The sequence below is a fragment of the Pseudomonas sp. H2_D02 genome, assembly GCF_054677635.1.
This window is the reverse complement of record NZ_CP162816.1, coordinates 3,261,316-3,280,087: the sequence shown is the minus strand read 5'-3', so window position 1 is coordinate 3,280,087 and position 18,772 is coordinate 3,261,316. Positions and strand designations below refer to the sequence as shown.

14 protein-coding genes and 2 pseudogenes are annotated in these 18,772 nt (G+C 60.9%); 13 read left to right on the top strand and 3 right to left on the bottom strand.

All coding sequences use genetic code 11. The annotated features are described in order from the left end of the window. Position 1: 1 nt before the first annotated feature. Positions 2-1,421, bottom strand: a pseudogene (locus tag AB4N42_RS15290) (LLM class flavin-dependent oxidoreductase). 287 nt (positions 1,422-1,708) lie between these two features. Between AB4N42_RS15290 and AB4N42_RS15285 the strand changes: the two are divergent. Then, positions 1,709-3,346: an ATP-binding response regulator gene (locus AB4N42_RS15285; RefSeq protein ID WP_030141736.1), complete on the top strand. Its 1,638-nt coding sequence runs from the start codon at positions 1,709-1,711 to the stop codon at positions 3,344-3,346. Between the two features lie 12 nt (positions 3,347-3,358). On the opposite strand, the gene AB4N42_RS15280 is transcribed toward AB4N42_RS15285, so the two are convergent. Then, positions 3,359-4,306 (bottom strand): ABC transporter substrate-binding protein, encoded by a 948-nt coding sequence (locus AB4N42_RS15280; RefSeq protein ID WP_460114919.1) that lies wholly within the window; start codon positions 4,304-4,306, stop codon positions 3,359-3,361. A 302-nt stretch (positions 4,307-4,608) separates the two neighbouring features. On the opposite strand from AB4N42_RS15280, the gene AB4N42_RS15275 reads away from it, so the two are divergent. The 5 genes from AB4N42_RS15275 to AB4N42_RS15255 all read left to right on the top strand — a co-directional run bounded on the left by AB4N42_RS15275 (position 4,609) and on the right by AB4N42_RS15255 (position 8,155). Further along, entirely contained in the window at positions 4,609-5,601 is a 993-nt protein-coding gene (locus AB4N42_RS15275; protein WP_460114918.1) for an aliphatic sulfonate ABC transporter substrate-binding protein, read from the top strand. Positions 5,602-5,664: 63 nt separating this feature from the next. Further along, positions 5,665-6,510 (top strand): ABC transporter permease, encoded by an 846-nt coding sequence (locus AB4N42_RS15270; RefSeq protein WP_460114917.1) that lies wholly within the window; start codon positions 5,665-5,667, stop codon positions 6,508-6,510. A 3-nt stretch (positions 6,511-6,513) separates the two neighbouring features. Then, the gene (locus tag AB4N42_RS15265; protein WP_431145254.1) at positions 6,514-7,227 is read left to right on the top strand and encodes an ABC transporter ATP-binding protein; all 714 of its coding nucleotides are present in this window, start codon (positions 6,514-6,516) and stop codon (positions 7,225-7,227) included. A gap of 122 nt (positions 7,228-7,349) precedes the next feature. Next, positions 7,350-7,511, top strand: coding sequence for a hypothetical protein (locus tag AB4N42_RS15260; RefSeq protein WP_198795798.1), 162 nt, complete (start codon positions 7,350-7,352; stop codon positions 7,509-7,511). A 53-nt stretch (positions 7,512-7,564) separates the two neighbouring features. Next, positions 7,565-8,155 (top strand): helix-turn-helix domain-containing protein, encoded by a 591-nt coding sequence (locus tag AB4N42_RS15255; protein ID WP_170866797.1) that lies wholly within the window; start codon positions 7,565-7,567, stop codon positions 8,153-8,155. 268 nt (positions 8,156-8,423) lie between these two features. Here the strand turns inward: AB4N42_RS15255 and AB4N42_RS15250 are convergent. After that, positions 8,424-8,935 (bottom strand): annotated as a pseudogene (locus AB4N42_RS15250) (hypothetical protein). A gap of 448 nt (positions 8,936-9,383) precedes the next feature. Here AB4N42_RS15250 and AB4N42_RS15245 point away from each other — a divergent pair. The 7 genes from AB4N42_RS15245 to AB4N42_RS15215 all read left to right on the top strand — a co-directional run bounded on the left by AB4N42_RS15245 (position 9,384) and on the right by AB4N42_RS15215 (position 18,772). Continuing rightward, a complete protein-coding gene (locus tag AB4N42_RS15245) occupies positions 9,384-10,046 on the top strand; it encodes an HD domain-containing protein (protein WP_198795796.1) in 663 nt (220 codons plus the stop codon). 129 nt (positions 10,047-10,175) lie between these two features. Beyond that, entirely contained in the window at positions 10,176-11,876 is a 1,701-nt protein-coding gene (locus AB4N42_RS15240) for a molecular chaperone HscC (protein WP_198795795.1), read from the top strand. 2 nt (positions 11,877-11,878) lie between these two features. After that, complete coding sequence (locus tag AB4N42_RS15235) at positions 11,879-13,543, top strand: J domain-containing protein (RefSeq protein ID WP_198795794.1); 1,665 nt, start codon at positions 11,879-11,881, stop codon at positions 13,541-13,543. Continuing rightward, positions 13,540-14,511 carry a DUF3829 domain-containing protein gene (locus AB4N42_RS15230; RefSeq protein ID WP_198795793.1) on the top strand — a complete coding sequence of 324 codons (972 nt, stop codon included), beginning with the start codon at positions 13,540-13,542 and terminating at the stop codon, positions 14,509-14,511. The genes AB4N42_RS15235 and AB4N42_RS15230 overlap by 4 nt, the downstream gene beginning before the upstream one ends. A gap of 24 nt (positions 14,512-14,535) precedes the next feature. Further along, a complete protein-coding gene (locus tag AB4N42_RS15225) occupies positions 14,536-15,324 on the top strand; it encodes a nucleotidyltransferase domain-containing protein (RefSeq protein ID WP_217859758.1) in 789 nt (262 codons plus the stop codon). Positions 15,325-15,370: 46 nt separating this feature from the next. Then, positions 15,371-15,811 carry a hypothetical protein gene (locus tag AB4N42_RS15220; RefSeq protein ID WP_407683110.1) on the top strand — a complete coding sequence of 147 codons (441 nt, stop codon included), beginning with the start codon at positions 15,371-15,373 and terminating at the stop codon, positions 15,809-15,811. Between the two features lie 30 nt (positions 15,812-15,841). Further along, positions 15,842-18,772 carry a DUF4132 domain-containing protein gene (locus AB4N42_RS15215; RefSeq protein ID WP_460114916.1) on the top strand — a complete coding sequence of 977 codons (2,931 nt, stop codon included), beginning with the start codon at positions 15,842-15,844 and terminating at the stop codon, positions 18,770-18,772.

Genomic DNA, 18,772 nt, shown 5'->3' with positions numbered 1-18,772 from the left:
CTTACTCCTCATCCACCAAGGCCGGCTCGGCTACACGGGTGCGCTGGCCCAGCCGGCTCAAGTCCCGATAACCGGCACCCGGGTGGCTGGCGGGCAAGCGCGGGCCGTCACCGAACAGCTTGTCGCGCAGGGTGCCGGGGCGGTATTCGGTCTTGTACGCGCCGCGCTGTTGCAGCTCGGGCACCAGCAGGTCAACCACATCGCGGAAGGTTTCATGGGCCAAGGCGTAGGCCAGGTTGAAGCCGTCCACATCGGTTTCCTCGACCCAGGCCTGTAACTCGTCGGCGACGGTTTGCGCACTGCCGACGATCAACGGGCCGAAGCCACCGATGCCGACCCAATCGGCCAGTTCCTGGACGGTCCACTGCTTGTCCGGGTCGGCGGTCGAGAACGTCTCCACGGCCGACTGGATGGCGTTGGTATGGATGTGCTTGAGCACCTGGTCGGGTCGGTACTGACCGAAGTCGATGCCGGTCCAACCGGAAATCAGCGCCAGCGCGCCCTCGTAGCTGCTGTAGGATTTCAGCTCCTGCCACTTGGCCTGCGCCTGGGCGTCGGTCTCGTCGACAATCACCGTTTGCAAGTTGAAGATCAGCACCTTGCGCGGATCGCGCCCGGCCTCGGCGGCACGCCGCGCGGATATCGGCCACGGTCTTTTTCAGGATGACCTTGGACGGCGCCGCGACGAATACGCACTCCGCATGCCCCGCAGCAAAGTCCTTGCCGCGACTCGATGCCCCCGCTTGATAGAGCACCGGCGTGCGCTGCGGCGACGGCTCGCAAAGATGGATGCCCGGGACCTGGAAATGCTTGCCCTGATGACGGATCTCGTGGACTTTGCTCGGGTCGCTGAAGATGCCGCGCTCCCGGTCGCGCACCACCGCGCCCTCCTCCCAACTGCCTTCGAACAGTTTGTAGAGCACCTCGAGGTATTCGTCGGCGTAGTCATAGCGCGCATCGTGATCGCTGAGCGCCTTCTGCCCGAGATTGCGCGCCCCGCTGTCGAGGTAGGACGTGACGATGTTCCAACCGATCCGCCCCTTGGTCAGGTGGTCCAACGTGGACAGGCGACGGGCAAAGGGATAGGGATGTTCGAAGGTCAACGAGGCAGTCAGGCCGAAGCCCAGGTGCTCGGTCACCAAGGCCATCGGCGTGATCAACGCCAGTGGGTCATTGACCGGGACTTGGGTCGCCTGGCGGATGGCGGCGTCGCCATTGCCGCCGAGCACATCGTAAATACCGATGACATCAGCGATGAAGATACCGTCGAACTTGCCGCGCTCCAGCAACTTGGCCAAGTCGGTCCAGTAATCGAGGTCCTTGTACTGCCAGGCCCGGTCCTTGGGGTGTCGCCAGAGCCCCGGAGACTGATGACCGACGCAGTTCATCTCGAAGGCATTCAAACGAATTTCACGTGGCATGGAAACTCCTGCTCGATAGATTCAGCACCCAGTCCCGGTGCTCTTTACTGCTCTATCAACACGATTCATGCCAAGAAAATTGTTCTTTAGATTTCAATCAGTTAGGTATTTCCCCAGCCAGCAAGGGTGCTGGTTCACCCATAGAGATGTTGATCAGCTGTTCGGTGGCAGACAGTGGCCTGCTCGTTGGAAAACCCCGCAGGAGTCTCCCGACTCGGCTGTCCATGCAGAGGGAACAGCCGCTACGCTTGCCCAGGTCAGCAGCGGCTCATGGAGTTGGAAAGCCAATGGAGAAGAACAGTGAACTTGACCAGGCCACCTTGCGCCTGACCGTCAGCGCCTGCGCACTGTTGTATATCGTCGTGCTGGTCGGCCTCGATCCGGACGCCGCCACGCGTTACGCCCCCATCATCATCTACATCGTCACGTTCATCTTCGCCTCGGTGTTCCTGCGCATGGCAATCAAGCGCTGGCCAGGGCATTTCTTCTGGCGGCGTCTTTTCGCCATGTTGCATGACTACACCGGTATTGCGTTCGCCATGGTGCTGGGGGGCGAAGGCGCGTTGCCGATCTATGCAGCGCTGCTCTGGGTCACCCTGGGCAATGGCATGCGCTTCGGCTCGCGCTACCTGGCCCTGGCAACGGTCATTGCACTGTCGACCTTGGTGCTGATTTTCTGGCTCAACCCCTTCTGGCACACGCAGCCCTACATGTTCCTGATGCTGATCGTCACGACCATCGTGGTGCCGGCCTATGCGCACATCCTGCTCAAACGCACACGCATCGCCTCCGAAGAGGCGATTGCCGCCAACCAGGAGAAATCGCGATTCCTGGCACAGGCGAGCCATGACTTGCGCCAGCCGATCCATTCCATTGGCCTGTTCACCGCGTGCCTGAGGGACGCCAGGCTGGGCCTGGAGGAGCTGCGGCTGGTGGACAACATCGACCGCTCGCTGCACACCGTGTCGCAACTGTTCCGCTCGATCCTCGACATCTACACCCTGGATCACGGCAAGTGGGTACCGCAGGCTGACACCGTCCACTTGGGCGCCTTGCTGCAAGACGTCGTCAAGCAGAACACCGAGGCCGCGCGCTGGGCCGGCGTCGAGCTACGCCTGCGCGCCTGTCCCTATTGGGTCAACGTCAATCCAGGAATGCTGACCACCATGGTCCAGAACCTGTTGTCCAACGCCCTCAAATATGCGCCGGGGCAACCGGTATTGATCGGCGTGCGGCGCCAGGGCAAGGGCCTGGCCGTGGTGATCTACGACAAGGGACGCGGCATCGCCAGTGAGCATCTTCCTGAGGTATTCAAGGAGTTTTATCGCGTGCGCCATGTCCGCGACAAAGACGTCGAGGGGCTTGGCCTCGGCCTGTCCATCGTCAAGCGCATCAGCCAGTTGCTTAATGTCGACATCCACATCCGCTCGACAGTCGGCCAAGGCACCAAAGTGGCGATCAGCGGCCTGGAGCAAGCGGCACCCCGGGCCTCGGCGCCCAGGGTCTCCGGTGCCCGTGACCGCTTGAACGGATTACGGGTGTGCCTGGTGGAAGACGACGCCAACGTCCTGATGGCGACGTCCGCGCTGCTCGAGAAGTGGGGTTGCGATGTGCAAGGTCACAGTGACGGCGAAGGCTTGTCCAGCGACTGCGACATCGTGATCGCCGACTTTGACCTGGGCACCAAGGTCTCCGGTGCCGAGTGCATCGCCGCGATACGCGCCCAACGCGGCTGGGAAGTTCCGGCGCTGGTGATCACCGGACACGACATCGAGCGGATCCGCCAGTCCCTGCAAAACATGAATGTCTCGGTGCTGGCCAAACCCGTACGCCCGCCGGAGCTGCGAGCGGTATTGCTTGAGCAGCTCAAGGCCATGGATCGCCAGGGCGAGGCTCCAGCCAAGTCGTCCTCGGAACCGGATTGAAAGTCCGGGTGGTCAATGACTGAAGGCTTGGCTGAAAGACGTGTCGATAATTCCAGCAGTGGCCAACGGCGCCGGCAGGGCCTTGACCGTGTACAGGAAGTCCGCCGTGCTCTGCAGGTCGGCGGCGGCCTGCGAGTCCACCGGACCGACGCTCATGTGAGCCTGGCGCAACCAATGGCGCGAAACGTCCTGGTCCAGATTGGCTTTCTTCGCCCAGAGGTCGGCGTATTGATCGGTGTGGTTGTCGACCCAGGCGCGGGCCTGCTTCACGCGACCGAGGAAGTCGGCGATGGCTTCGCGCTTGTTGTCGATGGCCGGTGTCGAGGCGGCGATGGCGCTGAGGCCGGGCATCAGGTTCTTCGCGGTCAGGATCGGCCGCGCACCGGAGAATAGGATCTGTTGCGAGATGTAGGGTTCCCACACCGGAAAGGCGTCGATGCTGCCCTGGGGCAAGGCGGCGGCCGCATCGATGGGCATCAGCTTGATGAACTCGACGTGGTTGTCGGGCAAGCCGGCCTGCTCCAAGGCGCGCAGCGTCAGTTGCTGGCTCCAGGCGCCGGGCCAATAGGCGATCTTCTTGCCCTTGAGGTCGGCGATGGTCTTGACCGGCGAGTCCTTGGGCACCAGTAGCGCAATGGTGTCCGGGTTCTGCCGCGAGACACCGATCAGCTTCACCGGTGCCTGTTTGGCAGCCAGGAACAGAAAGCCCGAGTCGCCGAGGAAACCCAGGTCCAGGTCACCGGTATTCAGCGCCTCGGCCAGGGGCGCAGCGGCTTGGAAGTGTTTCCAGTCGACACGATAAGGGGCGCCTTCCAGCACGCCCGAGGCCTCCACCGAAGCCCTGACGTTGTAGTAGTTCTGGTCGCCGACGTGCAGCACCAGCGGCTCGCCAGCCTGGGCCAAAGGGGTGGCGAACAATGTGCTGAAAAGCAAACGACGCAGGGATCGGGTGAACGTCATGACAGCATTTCCTGGATGATTTTTTAGAACATAACGCTCCTATCAATTCCTTTAGAAATTCTTTTAGCGCATAAGCTCATAGTCATAATTCAGCCAGTGTTCATGGCGCAACAGCACCGCAACAGACTGTTCGCCGATCAACATTTCCTCCGATGCCTTGCGCAGTGTCAGCGCCCGTTGGCCGCCTTTTCGAGGCTGTGGCACAGAGCCTGCATTATTCCTTTAAGGCGCGATTTTTTCCCGCTGTCCGATCTTTCGGAAATAAGAACATTGCTTTCTCACCGCCTTGTCTGGAGCTTTCCATGAAACCCGCTCTCCGTTTCACCCTGGCCCACGCTAGACAGCTGATCAGCGCCTGCACCCTGGCGCTGGGTCTGCCGTCCATGGTCCTGGCCGCCGAAAGCCCTCCAGCCGAAGTGCATCTGGACTACGCCTATTATTCGCCGGTCAGCCTAGTGCTCAAGCACTTCGGTTACCTGGAAAAAGCCCTGCCCCAGACCAAGGTGAGCTGGGTCTTGAGCCAGGGCAGTAATCGTTCGCTGGAATACCTCAACAGCGGCGGCGTCGACTTCGCATCGTCCGCCAGCCTCGCCGCGGTGTTGAGCCGAGCCAATGGCAGCCCGATCAAGTCGGTGTATGTCTACAGCCGCGCCGAATGGACAGCGCTGGTGGTGCGCAAGGATTCGCCCTACCAGACAGTCGCCGACCTCAAGGGCAAGAAGATCGCCGCCACCAAGGGCACCGATCCCTACCTGTTCACCCTGCGCAGCCTGCAACAAGCCGGGCTGAAGAAAGACGATGTGGAACTGGTGCACCTGCAGCATCCGGACGGGCGCACCGCACTGGAAAAAGGTGACGTCGACGCCTGGGCCGGTCTCGATCCGCACATGGCCGCCAGCGAAGTCCAGGCCGGATCGCGCCTGCTGTATCGCAATTCCGCTTTCAACAGCTACGGCGTGGTCAGCGTCACGGAGAAATACGCCCAAGAGCATCCGCAGACCATCGACACCGTGATCGCCGCCTACGAACAGGCCCGGACGTGGTCGCTGGAGCATCCGCAAGAACTGGCCAAACTGCTGGCCGACGAATCCGGGCTGCCGCTGGAGGTTGCCAAGCTGCAACTGTCACGCACCGACCTGGGCAGCCCGCAACTGAGTGCCAAGGATGTGCTGGCTTCCAAGGCTGCCGCGCCGATCCTGGTCTCCGAGGAATTGGTACGGCGCGGGGTGAACGTCGACCAGGTGATCGATCAACTGCTCGACACCGGCCGCCAGCAAGCCGTCGCCCGTCAATAACCCCTAGCCCAGGCGACAACCGATCCGCGCCTGGCGCGGATTCGGCATTGCCGGAGAATCGCCATGAGCAGCAACAACAAAGACCTCTCCAACCCACACCTGGCCCTGTCCCCAGCGGACAGAACGCCGCTGTTCGATTCCGATCGCTGGCGACTGCGCCTCAAGGGATTGGCCCTGCCGGTGCTGATCATCGTGTTGCTGGAGATCATCGTGCGCATCGGTTGGCTGCCCGCCTACCAGATGCCGGCCCCCAGCGAGATCGCCCTGACCCTTGGCGAACTGGCCGAAGGCGCCCTGTGGAAGCACATCAGCGCCAGCCTGCTGCGCGTGCTACTGGGCTTTGCCATCGGTGCCAGCCTGGCGTTGGTCTTCGCCGCCTGGGTTGGCCTGAGTCGGGAAGCCGAAGCCTACCTGGAACCGACCTTCGCGGGCCTGCGCTCGATCCCCAGCCTGGCCTGGGTGCCGTTGCTCCTGCTGTGGCTGGGCATCGACGAAACCTCCAAAGTGGTGCTGATCGCCATCGGCGCGTTCTTTCCGGTGTACCTCAATGGCGTGGCGGCGATTCGCAACATCGACCGCAAGCTGGTGGAAGTCGGCCACATGTATGGTTTCAGCCGTCGCCGCCTGGTGCGGCGGATTCTCCTGCCTGCCGCCCTGCCCGGCCTGTTCACCGGGTTGCGCAGCGGCATGAGCCTGGCCTGGATGTTCCTCGTGGCCGCCGAACTGATCGCCGCGACCAAAGGCCTGGGCTATCTGCTCAGCGATGGTCGCGAAACCTCGCGCCCGGACATCGTGCTGGCGGCGATCATCGTGCTCGCCGTGCTGGGAAAGCTCAGCGACGGCCTCCTCGCCGGCCTGGAGAAACGCTTCCTGGCCTGGCGCGACACTTTCAACGGCACCGAGGACTGAGCCATGCCCCAAGCCCTGCTGGACATTCACGTGGCGCGCAAGAGCTTCGCGACCACCACCGTGCTCAACGACATCCACCTGCAACTGCAGCCTCGGGAAACCTTGAGCCTGCTGGGCCCCAGCGGCTGCGGGAAAAGTACCTTGCTGCGCATCGTTGCCGGCCTGGAAAAAGACTTCGAAGGGCAACTGCTCAGCCACACCGAACAGTTGGCCTTTGTGTTCCAGGAACCGCGGTTGATGCCCTGGCTGACGGTGCAACAGAACATCGGCTTCAGCGACGATGACCACTATGACAAAGCCTGGGTCGCGCAGTTGATCGAAGAAGTTGGCCTCAGCGACTTTGCCGATGCCTTGCCCAAGGCGTTGTCCGGCGGCATGGCGCAACGGGTGGCGATTGCCCGCGGCCTGTATTCGCGGCCGCGGGTGCTGCTGCTGGACGAGCCCTTCAGCGCGGTAGACGCTTTCACCCGGATGAAACTGCAAGACCTGTTGCTGCAACTGGCCGAGCGTCACGCCATCGCCCTGCTGCTGGTAACGCACGATGTCGACGAGGCGCTGTACCTGAGCGACCGGGTCCTGGTCATGGACAATCGCCCCAGCCGCATTCGCCAGGAACTGGCGGTGCAACTGCCGCACCCACGCGATCGGCGCGACCCGTTGTTGGCCCGGCTCAAGGCACTGGCGCTGACTGAATTGCATCGGGCTCACGTGATTTGACTAGGGCACTTCGCTAAGCATTTAAAAGCATTAATAAATAAAGAATCAGTATTTATGGTTATAAACATAACCACGTACTCTCAGCTCATCCCGTCCCATTGGTCACGACAGTGAAGTGCCTTATGAAACCGACTGACAACGTTATCGATTGCGTCCAATTCCGCAAACGCAAGCAGGCCCAGCAACGGGCCCGGGCCATGTGGGAAATGTACGCGCGTAATGCCGGTTACCAGGCGTTCCAGTGGGTCCAGGCATCCCAGTCGACCGCGACGTACCAGGCGTGAGCGCCCAGGAACCCTCGCGCTTTCTGGCGAGCACCGACGAACCCGAAGTGGATCTGAACAATCTGGAAGCCTTGGATGAGGATCCGATCTGCGAACGGGTCGCGCAAAACTTGCAACGCCTGCGCGGCAAGCGACACTTGTCCCTCGACGCCCTTGCCCGCCAGTGCGGGGTTAGCCGGGCCATGCTGGCCCAGATCGAATCCGGACGCAGCGTGCCGTCGATCAAGGTGCTGTGCAAAATCGCCAAGGGTTTGAAGGTATCGGTCGCCGCATTCCTCGAACACCGTGCGTTCGAAGGCGTGGCGGTGCTGTCGGTCAGCCAGAGCAAACGCCTGGTCAGCGCCAGTGGTGCCTTCGTCAGTCGCGCCCTGTTCCCGTTCGACGTGGCACGCCAATCGGAATTCTACGAACTGCGCCTGGGCCCCTTGGGCGAGGACCAGTCCGAAGGGCACGGGCCTGGCGTGCAGGAGAACCTGGTGGTGTCCCAGGGTGTGTTGGAGATCAGTGTCAACGACGAGCGCTACCTGCTTTCCACGGGTGATTCGATTCTGTTCTACGCCGACCAGCCACACCGATATCGCAACCCGGCCGACAGTGAAGCAGTGGCGTACCTGGTGGTCACCTATCCGGAACGCCTGGACTGAAGACGAACATGCAAAAAGCCCGGCATTAACGCCTAGATGCTGTTCAAGGCACTCGACAAACCCGTGGCGAGGGAGCTTGCTCCCGCTGGGCCGCGCTTGTAGGAGCTGCCGAGCGAAGCGAGGCTGCGATCTTTCCAATGACACTCGAATCCCAAGCGAAAGATCAAAAGATCGCAGGCTTCGCCAGCTCCTTCAGAGCCGAGCGGGAGCAAGCTCCCTCGCCACAATGGATCGTGCCCGCGTCGAGAGCGAACCAGCCCGGTTGTCATCAGCAGGTGCAGCACATCATCGGCATGCCATTGCAGCTCATCATCATCGGCATGCTGCAGTCGCCCATCATCTTCATCATCAACGCGCAGCAGTTTTTCATCATGTCCATGTTCATGCCGGCCATCGGCATGACTTTGCACATCATGCAGTCCGCCATCACCGTGCTTTCCATCACGCACTTCATCGACGGCATCGGCATGCCCATCATCGGCATTGGCATCATCATGCTCGCCATCGGCATGGCCGTGCTCACCGGGGACATGCACATCATGCTCATGTTGCCGCAGTGCATCATCATCGGCATGCCGCAGTTCATCATCATCTGCATCATGTCGGCGCTGTTCTTGAACATGGCCATGTCCATGCCTAGGCAGCGGGCATCATCTTGCACATCATGCCGTCATCCATCATTTCGCAGGTCATGGTCGCCATCATCATCGGCATGCCCATCATCGGCATCATCGGCATGTTGGCGTTCATCGGCATTGGCATCTGCATGGCGTTCATCATGGTGGTGTTCCCTGTAGGTTCGAGAGTCGGACAAGCTGATGGGGGCGGATTCTAAGGATTGGCCCGGGCCCGACAAGATGGCGATCGAACAGCAGGAATGAACGTTCAAGCAGGCTTACCGGAGTGACGCGCGCCAAGCCTTCTGTTATTGCACGTCTTTCGCTCTCATTGCAGACAGTAAGTAAACGACAGCGTCGATTTCCCGGTCATGGGTATGCCATCCAACGCTATATAAATAACCGTAAGAAATAATCGATCTAAACTCGCATACCGGCCGGACGCACGACCCGGCGGGGTCCGAGATAGGCGCGTCCCATTCCTGGCCCGACTCAAAGCCCTCGCCCCCAATGAACTGCAGAACTTGCCAATGACGGAACGATTGCGAGAATCTCCGCCACATGCAGCGATGGCTTTCAGTTGCTTAAAGAATTGACGCAGAGGAACAATCATGACGGAGCTGCCAGATGGGAGCGATCACGACGCAGCGTCCGACGACGTGAGCCTTGCCGCCTGGACTCGGGTCTGGGCGGATCTCGGCGTCAGGCACGCACCGCTAGAGACGTTTGAAGAACTCATTCGACACTATTGCGAGCCACACCGCGCTTATCACAACCGCCAGCATCTAGCGGAGTGCCTCCACGTACGGCGACGCGTCAATGCCGCTTGCCAGGCACCCGCCGAAGTTGACCTCGCGCTATGGTTTCATGACGCGATCTACGACCCCCTTCGCACCGACAACGAGCTGCGCAGTGCACAGTGGTTGGACGACGTGGCACGGGATAACGGACTGGACGAGGAAACACGACGCAGGCTTTACGACCTGGTCATGGTGACACGGCACGACGGTGCCCCAGCGACGGCAGACGAGGCGGTGCTGGTGGATACTGACCTGGCGATCCTGGGGGCCTCCTTCGAGCGGTTTGAGGAATACGACCGGCAAATCCGCCTTGAATACCAATACGTGCCCCTGCCTATGTACCGTCAGAAGCGGCGCCAGGTCCTGGAGCGTTTCCTGGCGCGTGAGCGTATCTACACGACCCCCTTGTATTTCGAGGCATTCGAGCAGCAGGCACGGGAAAATCTCGCCCGGGCTATCCCCCGCCTTGATTGAAAACCGGATTCAAGCGTCAACGTGATTCGTCTTCAAGGTTTTTCAGTCATTCGCCGATACAGGCCTGATAAACTGACCGGCTCGCCGATAGCCCATCGCGGCGCAACGACTCAAGGAGTTCCAACGGACATGATTGTCGGCATTGACCTGGGCACCACCCATAGCCTTATCGCAGCATGGCGCGACGGCGCGGCGCAACTGGTGCCCAACGCGTTGGGCGAGTGGCTGACACCGAGCGTGGTCGGCCTGGACGATGAAGGCCGCGTCATGGTGGGCCGCACGGCCCTGGAGCGCTTGCAAACGCACCCCCGACTCACCGCCTCGCTTTTCAAGCGCTACATGGGCAGCGCCCGTCTCACCACCTTGGGCAACCAGCAGTTCCGGGCCGAGGAGCTCTCGGCCATGGTGCTACGCAGCTTGCGCGAGGATGCCGAGCGGCATTTCGGCGAACCGGTGGAAGAGGCCGTCATCAGCGTTCCCGCCTATTTCAGCGATGCCCAGCGCAAGGCCACGCGAATCGCCGGCGAGCTGGCCGGATTCAAGGTCGAGCGACTGATCAATGAACCCACCGCGGCCGCACTCGCCTATGGCTTGCACCGGCGAGACACTGCCAGCACTTTCCTGATATTCGACCTTGGTGGCGGGACGTTCGACGTGTCGATCCTGGAGCTGTTCGAAGGGATCATGGAAGTGCGCGCCAGTGCTGGCGACAACTTCCTTGGCGGAGAAGATTTCGACACGCTGCTGGTCCAGGATTTCGTTGCCGCACAGGCAGGCAACAACGAGGCGCCGCTGGCCCTTGGAGACCCACAGCTCTACGGCCGGCTGCGCCGTGAAGCTGAACGCGTGCGCAAATCCCTGGGCCAGGAGTCAAGCGCAACGTTCGCAATACGCCAGGGCGAGCGCGAATGGCGTCGCGAATACACCCAGGCCAGCCTGACCGACCTTTATGCGCCCCTGTTCAGCCGTCTTCGAGCCCCTATCGAGACCGCGTTGCGAGATGCCCGCATCCGCGCCGGCGAGCTGGACGAAGTGTTGCTGGTGGGCGGCACCACCCGCATGCCGTTGGTACGCAAACTGGCCGCCAGCCTGTTCGGACGCTTTCCCTCTATCCAGCTCAACCCCGATGAAGCCGTGGCGTTGGGCGCAGCGGTGCAGGCAGGCCTGAAAAGCCGCGACGCGGCACTTGAAGAAATCGTGCTCACCGATGTCTGCCCGTACTCCCTGGGCATCGAAATTGCGGTTGAGTTTGGCGGCAAGCTCGAAAGCGGGCATTACCTGCCGATCATCGAACGCAACTGCGTGGTGCCCGTGAGCAAGGTCAAGCGCGTCTTCACACTTCAGGACCAGCAAAAGGTCGTGCTGCTGAAGGTCTATCAAGGCGAAAGCCGTCGGGTCACTGAAAACATTCTCTTGGGCGAATTGGAAATTCCCGTGCCGCCCATGGCTGCCGGAGAGGTGGGGATCGATGTGCGCTTCACTTACGACACCAACGGTCTGCTGGAGACCGATGCGCAGACCGTCCAGACCGGTGAACGGCGCAACCTGGTGATCGCCAATAACGCCGGCGTGCTGGATAGCGAAGAAATCGGCCGGCGTCTCAAGGCCTTGGAAACGCTGAAGATCCACCCACGCAACGAACAACCCAACACCTTGCTGATCGCCCGGCTGGAACGTCTCTACCAGGAAAGCCGCGGTGAGCTGCGCCAACGAATCGATGAGTTGGCGACCCGCTTCGGCCAGATGCTCGAAACCCAGGAATTGCATGACATCCGGGCACTGCGGATGCAGATCAGCGCCCAGCTCGACAGCTTGGAAGAAGGTGTCTGACGATGACCTGCTGGGTTGTACTCGGACTGCCGGAAGATGCCGACAAGCGCAGTATCAAGCGCCAATATGCAAGCTTGCTCAAGCAGCTTCGCCCGGACGAAGATCCAGTGGGTTTCCAGCGCCTGCGCGAAGCTTACGAACAGGCATTGGAATGGGCCGACTGGCAGCCGGAAGTCGTAGTCGACGAAGATCAGCCCACCCCTGCCAAGCTGCCCCTCGTGGATTTTCCGGCCCCGCAGTCAGCGCCGACAACGCCTCCACCGAGCCAGCGCGTGGCGACGCAGTGCCTGGAAGCGGTAAGCGCCGCCAATCTCCACGACCGTCTGGTGCAGGCGCGCCTTTATGGCTGCGAGCGTGAGTTCGAACAAGGCCTGCTGGAGCTTTGCCTGGCGCAAGAGGATAGCTACGACCTGGCTGAAGCAGCCGTTGAGCAGTTGCATTGGCTGACCCTTTGGCAACGCGAGGACTTGCCCGCCGCCGCCACCGAGCAGCTGCGCGGCAGGCTCATGGATCTGGCATGGTCTCGCCTGACTGGGGCCTGGCACGATGACCGACGCTTTCTCGATGTCGCCCGCCAGCTCGACACCAGTCCCTGGCTACAGACCCTGGACGCCCGGCAATGGCTGAACCGATGTCTGGCCATGGCGCTGCTGCAGGCGCCGCAGTGGTCGCAAACATTGTTCGATGACATTTGCGAGCAGCAAGGTTGGAAGCAGACCGGCCAGTACACACCTTGTCCCGAACCCTGGTGGAGCCAACTCCTGGCGCGCAGCCACTGCGCCATCTTCCTGGCGCAGCAGGCTCGTCTCACTCAGCTCTTCGACAGCAGCGAGTCCCAGGCCGCGCGAATGCTGTTTGGATCACACGATGAAGACGCCCGGGTGCGTTTGAGCATGACCTTCAGTGCTACGGACTGGGATGCCTGCGAGGCGCTGTATCGCACCGTTCAGCTTCGCTATCCACAACTGCTGAACGAGAGGCCACAGCTGGGGCCGGACAATTGGCGCCCGTTGCGTCGGCAGCCGCCGGTCCTGGCCGTGCCACTGGCCATACTCGGCACTTCGATCTGCATGAGCTGGCTCTTTGAATATCGGCTCGGTGGCTCGTTCTACACCAGCGTAGTCGATATGTTGCTTCGCGCCCTGTTGCTCGGTGTCGTCGGTTGGGCACTTCACGCAGTGTGCAAGAAACTGAGCCGCAAAGCCTGGCGCCTGGACCATTGGATAAATGACCATTACGGTCGCTGGCTGAGTCTGCGGCGCCCCACTCCGATGCCGATCCGCGAGATCCTCTGGGTCGGGCTGCTGGGCGGCCTCATTTACTTAGCCGGCGGTGTTGCCGGGGCGGCGACCTTCTTTGGGACGCTCGGTGTGCTGGGAGCCTTGAGCCGCCGGACGCCCTTCGATCGCGGCAAGTCTTTCCTGGCCCGACTCTATGACCAGGTGCCCGGCGACGTGCTTATTGGCCTTTTCCTGGGCATGCTAGTGCCCATGGTCTTGTTGGGGAATACCTGGGCCAAGAGCACGTATGTCAGCAAGAATGAAGGCCTCCAGGTCTGGCCACAGCGCATTTGTGCCGCCCGACAGTCCACCGCTTCGCCATGCCCTTCGGTACTGTCTGCAACCGAGTGGCAAGCTTTCAAGAAACCTCAGGCCAATCAACCATGATCAGCACCCGCGCTTTCATCACTGCAGTTGTCGTGCTACTGACGATGACTTGGCTGGTTCAGCGCCTGGCCGGGCCGTCGGACGAGGATAAGGAAAACCGCGTGCATTGGGACGAAGTTCAGGAGATAAGTACCTGCCTGGTGGACGGAGCGGAGCTATTCGAGCAGCGTTATGTCGACTACCGTGCCCGCCGGGCCTTGCCGGAGGACGAATGGATTCGCAAAATGGGTTTCGTCGGCTTCGGCATGGGGTCGGGCATCGACGCCGAGGAGTTCATCCGGCCTCAGGGTGCTCAGCCATCACCCTGCAAGCATGGGTTCAGTATTGGTGAGCCCGGCAGTCTGCAAGCCCTCGCGGCGAACTACATCAAGGCCTATGACAACCTGCGCCCGAACGCCCGGATCGCCGAACTGTGGCTGGCGAATCATCGCGATCAGCCTCAGCCTGACCAACTCGATAAGCTGGACCGCGACCTGACCCTGCATTTGCAGGACGCTCGTGACCAGGCGATACCGTTGCGCCAAGCATTGGAACAGCCGCAGCTAAAGGTGCGTGAACAACAGTTGGCGTCCATCGAAAAGCACCTGGGACAGGACCAACATTGGTACACGCTGCGCTTCATGATCCAGGCCCGTCAGACCATCAACGCCTTGGACGCCATGACTGAAGGCGCCCCGCTGACGCCGCAACAACTGCTCGCCCTGCAACATTCGCTGACGGCTCACTGGACAGACACCGAAGCCTTCGTGCAAGCCCTGCCGCGCCTGCGATCGGCTAACGGCAACCCGCCCGTGTGGAGCAAAATCAGTCTGGCAGCCAAGGAATGGCTTACCGCCGTTGAGCGCCTGCAACAACACTGGGGGGCCGGGGCCGACGCCGCAGAACTGAACCAGGATCTTGCTGCCGCACGGGCCGGGTATGACGAATTGCGGATGCGTTACAACGCTGCGGTGCAGTCCCAGTATTGAAATTAATTGGATTGGAGTGGGGTCATGGTTTGCGTAGCTGTCCAGGAAGAAGTTCGAAGCCGTCTGCGCCGCGCCGAGGATGAACATGAGGTCAAGGTCCTGCTCGCCGTTGAGTCAGGCAGCCGCGCATGGGGCTTCGCATCGCCCAATAGCGACTATGACGCGCGCTTCATCTACGTCCATAAACCTGACTGGTATCTCTCGGTCGGCCTTGAGGAACAGCGCGACGTTATCGAGTACCCGATTGTCGACGACATGGACATCAATGGCTGGGATCTGCGCAAGGCATTGAGGCTGTTCTGGAAGTCGAATCCAGGGTTTGTCGAGTGGGTGCAATCCACCATCGTCTACGAGCATTGCGGCTCCTTCCACGAACGTGCCAAAGCGTTGCTACCGCAGGTGTACTCGGTTGAAAGCGGCATCTACCATTATCGCAGCATGGCGAAAACCAATTTCCGTGGGTATTTGCAGGCACCGGAAGTACCGCTGAAGAAGTATTTCTACGTGCTGCGACCCTTGCTCTCCGTACGGTGGCTGGAGCGGTTCGATACACCGGCCCCCATCGAGTTCGACACGTTGCGCCAAGTCATCGACGGCGAACCAGAACTGCATCGGGCGATCGATGACTTGCTTGCGATCAAGCGCGCCTCACCAGAAATGGGGCTTTCACCGCAAATCATGCCTATTCAGACATTCGTCGAGCGTGAACTGCATCGGCTTGAAGCCATCAAGCCGACCCGCAGCGAACGTAAGGAAGTCGAGCCGCTGCTGTCGGAATTGTTTCGCTCGGTCCTGAAGGAAACGTGGAAATAGTCCAAGGCACAGGTTTTAGGCTGGTCTGGCTTACGAGGAATGCATCATGGAGTTCGTAGTTCATAGCTATTGCCTGAAAGGCGCACGCCAGGAGCCTCTGCTGCCTCCTGTCACCCTGACTCCGTCCTCGTTGACCTTGACGGTCGCCGAGTTGATTCGCCTGGCCGTTGCCGAGCAGATCGCCGCATTGTTGGCTCAGCACTCGCTGCAACAAGTGTCGGTGCGTGAAGTGCTCGACCGCCAATACTTGAGCGAGCGGGACATTCTTCAACAAGCCAGCGAAGGGGCGGTAGCCATGCCTCACGCCAGCGCGTCCCTGGACCTGGATGTTGGCGTTGAAGCCGAGCGAGCCTTGAAGGGTTTTGAAACCCGTGCGTTTCGCATTCTGCATAACGGCGTCATGCTCCAGAGGCTCGATGAGTCGATTGAATTGGGCGCGCCATCCACGCTCGCGTTTATCCGCCTGCTGCCACTGATTGGCGGTTGATCCTCGTCGCTCGCTCCCTCGGATACCCACATGCAATCACGCCGTCCTCTGCCCGAACAAGCCACGCGCCTCGCTGCATTGCGAGTATTCTGCGACAGAGCGCTGGATGAGTATCCCGAGCTCAGCCCCTATGACCAATTCGCACCCGGTTTCTGGGACGGCATCGGCGTTCTGCGCATCGCCGAGGACTGGGTCAGGCAGTATCCCGAGGATGGACCCGAAGCGCTGGCTGACGGTTTTGTGTTCCCGACCGTTTGGGACGACCTGGAAGACCTTCGCGATCAGCAGCGCTACGGCCTGCAATATCGAATCTGCGATGCCTGGATCACCGCCCACCCGGACACCTATGCGCTAGAGCAGATTGGCGCGCGGCTGCAGCACATGCTGCAATTTGCCCTCGAAGACAGTGACTATCCATTACCCACTGACGAAGATGGCCCCGCCTATTACCGCAGAAGCCCGGACCAGGCCTGGGCCTTGCCTGACGTCCAAGCCTGTATCCATCGCTTGAGCAACTACCCGTCCACCCCAACCTGGCAGACCTTCGCCGGATGGTTGCTGGATGGCAGCTGGAACCGCGAGCAGCCCCCTTCAGCGCCTGGGGAAGAACAACGGAAAATCGCTGACGCGTATATCTACGTGCACCAGGAAATCAAGCGCATCGCCTTGGGCTTGGTGGAAGCAGGCCGCCTCGATTACCCCCGCTTCGTCCGGGGCGCCAATACCTGGGGCAGCGCCATGATGTTCTACGCAGCCGACGCCGGGTTGGACAGCGATGATGTGGACCCGGATCGGTACACCCACGAAGCACTCGGTGAGGAGGACTCAAGCGATGAGGGTCCCGAAGACGAGGACGTCGATGATGAGTCGTTCCAGGATGATGATGTCCTCGATGAGGCACCCGCACCCGTGCACCCCGAACTGGCAAGCTTCACCGTTCGTTATGTCGAGGAAGCCTTGGCCGGATTGCCCGATAACGCCGCGAAGCTGGCTGACACCTTCCGTTCGGTAGAGGTGTATGACACCCGATGGATGCTGCAGGCCCTGGCCGTCATCGAACGGTTGGGCGCGACGCCGGATGACTTCTTCGACCATTTCGGCGATACGGCCGCGGTGCTCGAACGTTTCCTGCTCCTTCAGGAGTGGCCCGAGGACCAATCGGCAGCACTGCTCGCCGCGCTGACCGGCTTTTCCAGAAATACCCTGCTGACCGCCCTGCCCTATGCAGGACATGCCAGCCGCGTGGTGCTCGACGCGCTCGGTTGGAGTGATCTGCAATCCTTTCAGCGCGAGTATTTGAGCATTGCCCTGGCACCTCGGTCCGGATGGGGTACCGACCTGCCCAATACGCTTGATGAAACGGTGGGCGTGGTGGACCGCTACCTGCTGGACAAGGCGCTGGCCGAGGCGGACCCGGAGCATTTGCGCGACTACCTCGTGACACTCGAGCATTCGCACTGGGCGTTTCCCGAGACGCGTGTACTGCTCGACGCGTACCGAGGCATCGGTCGACCGGCCTTGGAAAAGAAACTGGCCCGCCATGCACAGCCGGCCATGCGCATCTATGGCGTGCTGCCCGTCATGGATTCGGATGATGTACGCCAGCGCTATCTGACGTTGAAAAAACTGCACAAAGAGGTGCGTAAATACGGCGCTCAACGACAGGCCAACTCCCACGCAGCGGTGCAGGCGGGATTGGAAAACCTGGCGCGTGTCGCGGGTTACCCCTCGGCGATTCGCCTGGAATGGGCCATGGAATCGGAGATCGCCGAATCCGCCCTGACGGCTGCCACCATCGATGGCTATGACGTCACGATCGTCATCGACGGCTTGTCGCCGGCATTGCACATCTGCAAAGCCGCAAAGCCCCTCAAGACCGCACCGCCTGCAATTCGCAAACACGCAGACTTCATCGCCCTCAAAACGCAGCAGACCCAGCTCAAGGAACAGATCGCACGCTTCTGCAGAACCCTGGAAACAATGATGAGCAGCGGCGAAACCCTGGCGTTGGCGGAGCTGAAGCCGCTGCTGAAAATGCCTGCGGTTCGCCTGCTGCTCGAACAGCTTATCGTGCAGGTCGACGACGCCGCGTTGGGTTGGCTCGATGCCGCAACGCTGACCGTGACTGACCTCGAAGGCCGGCGACACGTGGCCGAGAAGCACCTGCGTATTGCTCACCCTTTTCACCTGTTCACGGCAGGACAACTGTCGGCCTGGCAGAAAGAAGTCGTGACCCATCGCCGCGTGCAGCCATTCAAACAAGCCTTTCGCGAGTTGTACCTGCTGACACCGGCTGAGCGAGAGACCGCTCTGTGGTCCAACCGATTTGCCGGCCACCGCCTCAAAGGCAAAGTAGCCGCCCGGTTGCTGCAGGTCCGCAATTGGTCGACCTCAAGCGTCGAGGACATCTATTACGAGAGCAAAGAGCATGGCATTTACGCCCTGTTCAACTTTCTCGATACCGGCCACTACCTCTCCGAAACGGAACACTTCACCTTCGACACGATTGCGTTCCACCGCGACCAGAAAGCGATCCCGCTTGAGCAAGTACCGCCGCTGCTGTTCTCGGAAGTCATGCGCGATGCCGACTTGCTGGTCTCCGTGGCCTACGCTGCGGACAGCTACGCCACCAGCAACGAAACCTTGCAACGACGCGCCGAACTGGTCGGCGAATTGATCCAGGGGCTCGGGTTGCAAAACGTCAAATGTGAAGGGCATTTCCTGCACGTCACCGGCCAGCGCGCCAGCTACCGAATTCATTTGGGCAGCGCAGCCATCCATATCGAACCCGGCAACTACCTGTGCATCGTGCCCGTTGTCGCCAGCGCCGAGGCGTTCTACCTGCCGTTCGCCGACACCGACCGGAAAATGGCCGAGGTGCTGAGCAAGATGTTCCTGTTGCTGGACGATATGGACATCACTGACAGCCAGATACTGGAGCAGATACAGCGCGGCGGTTAA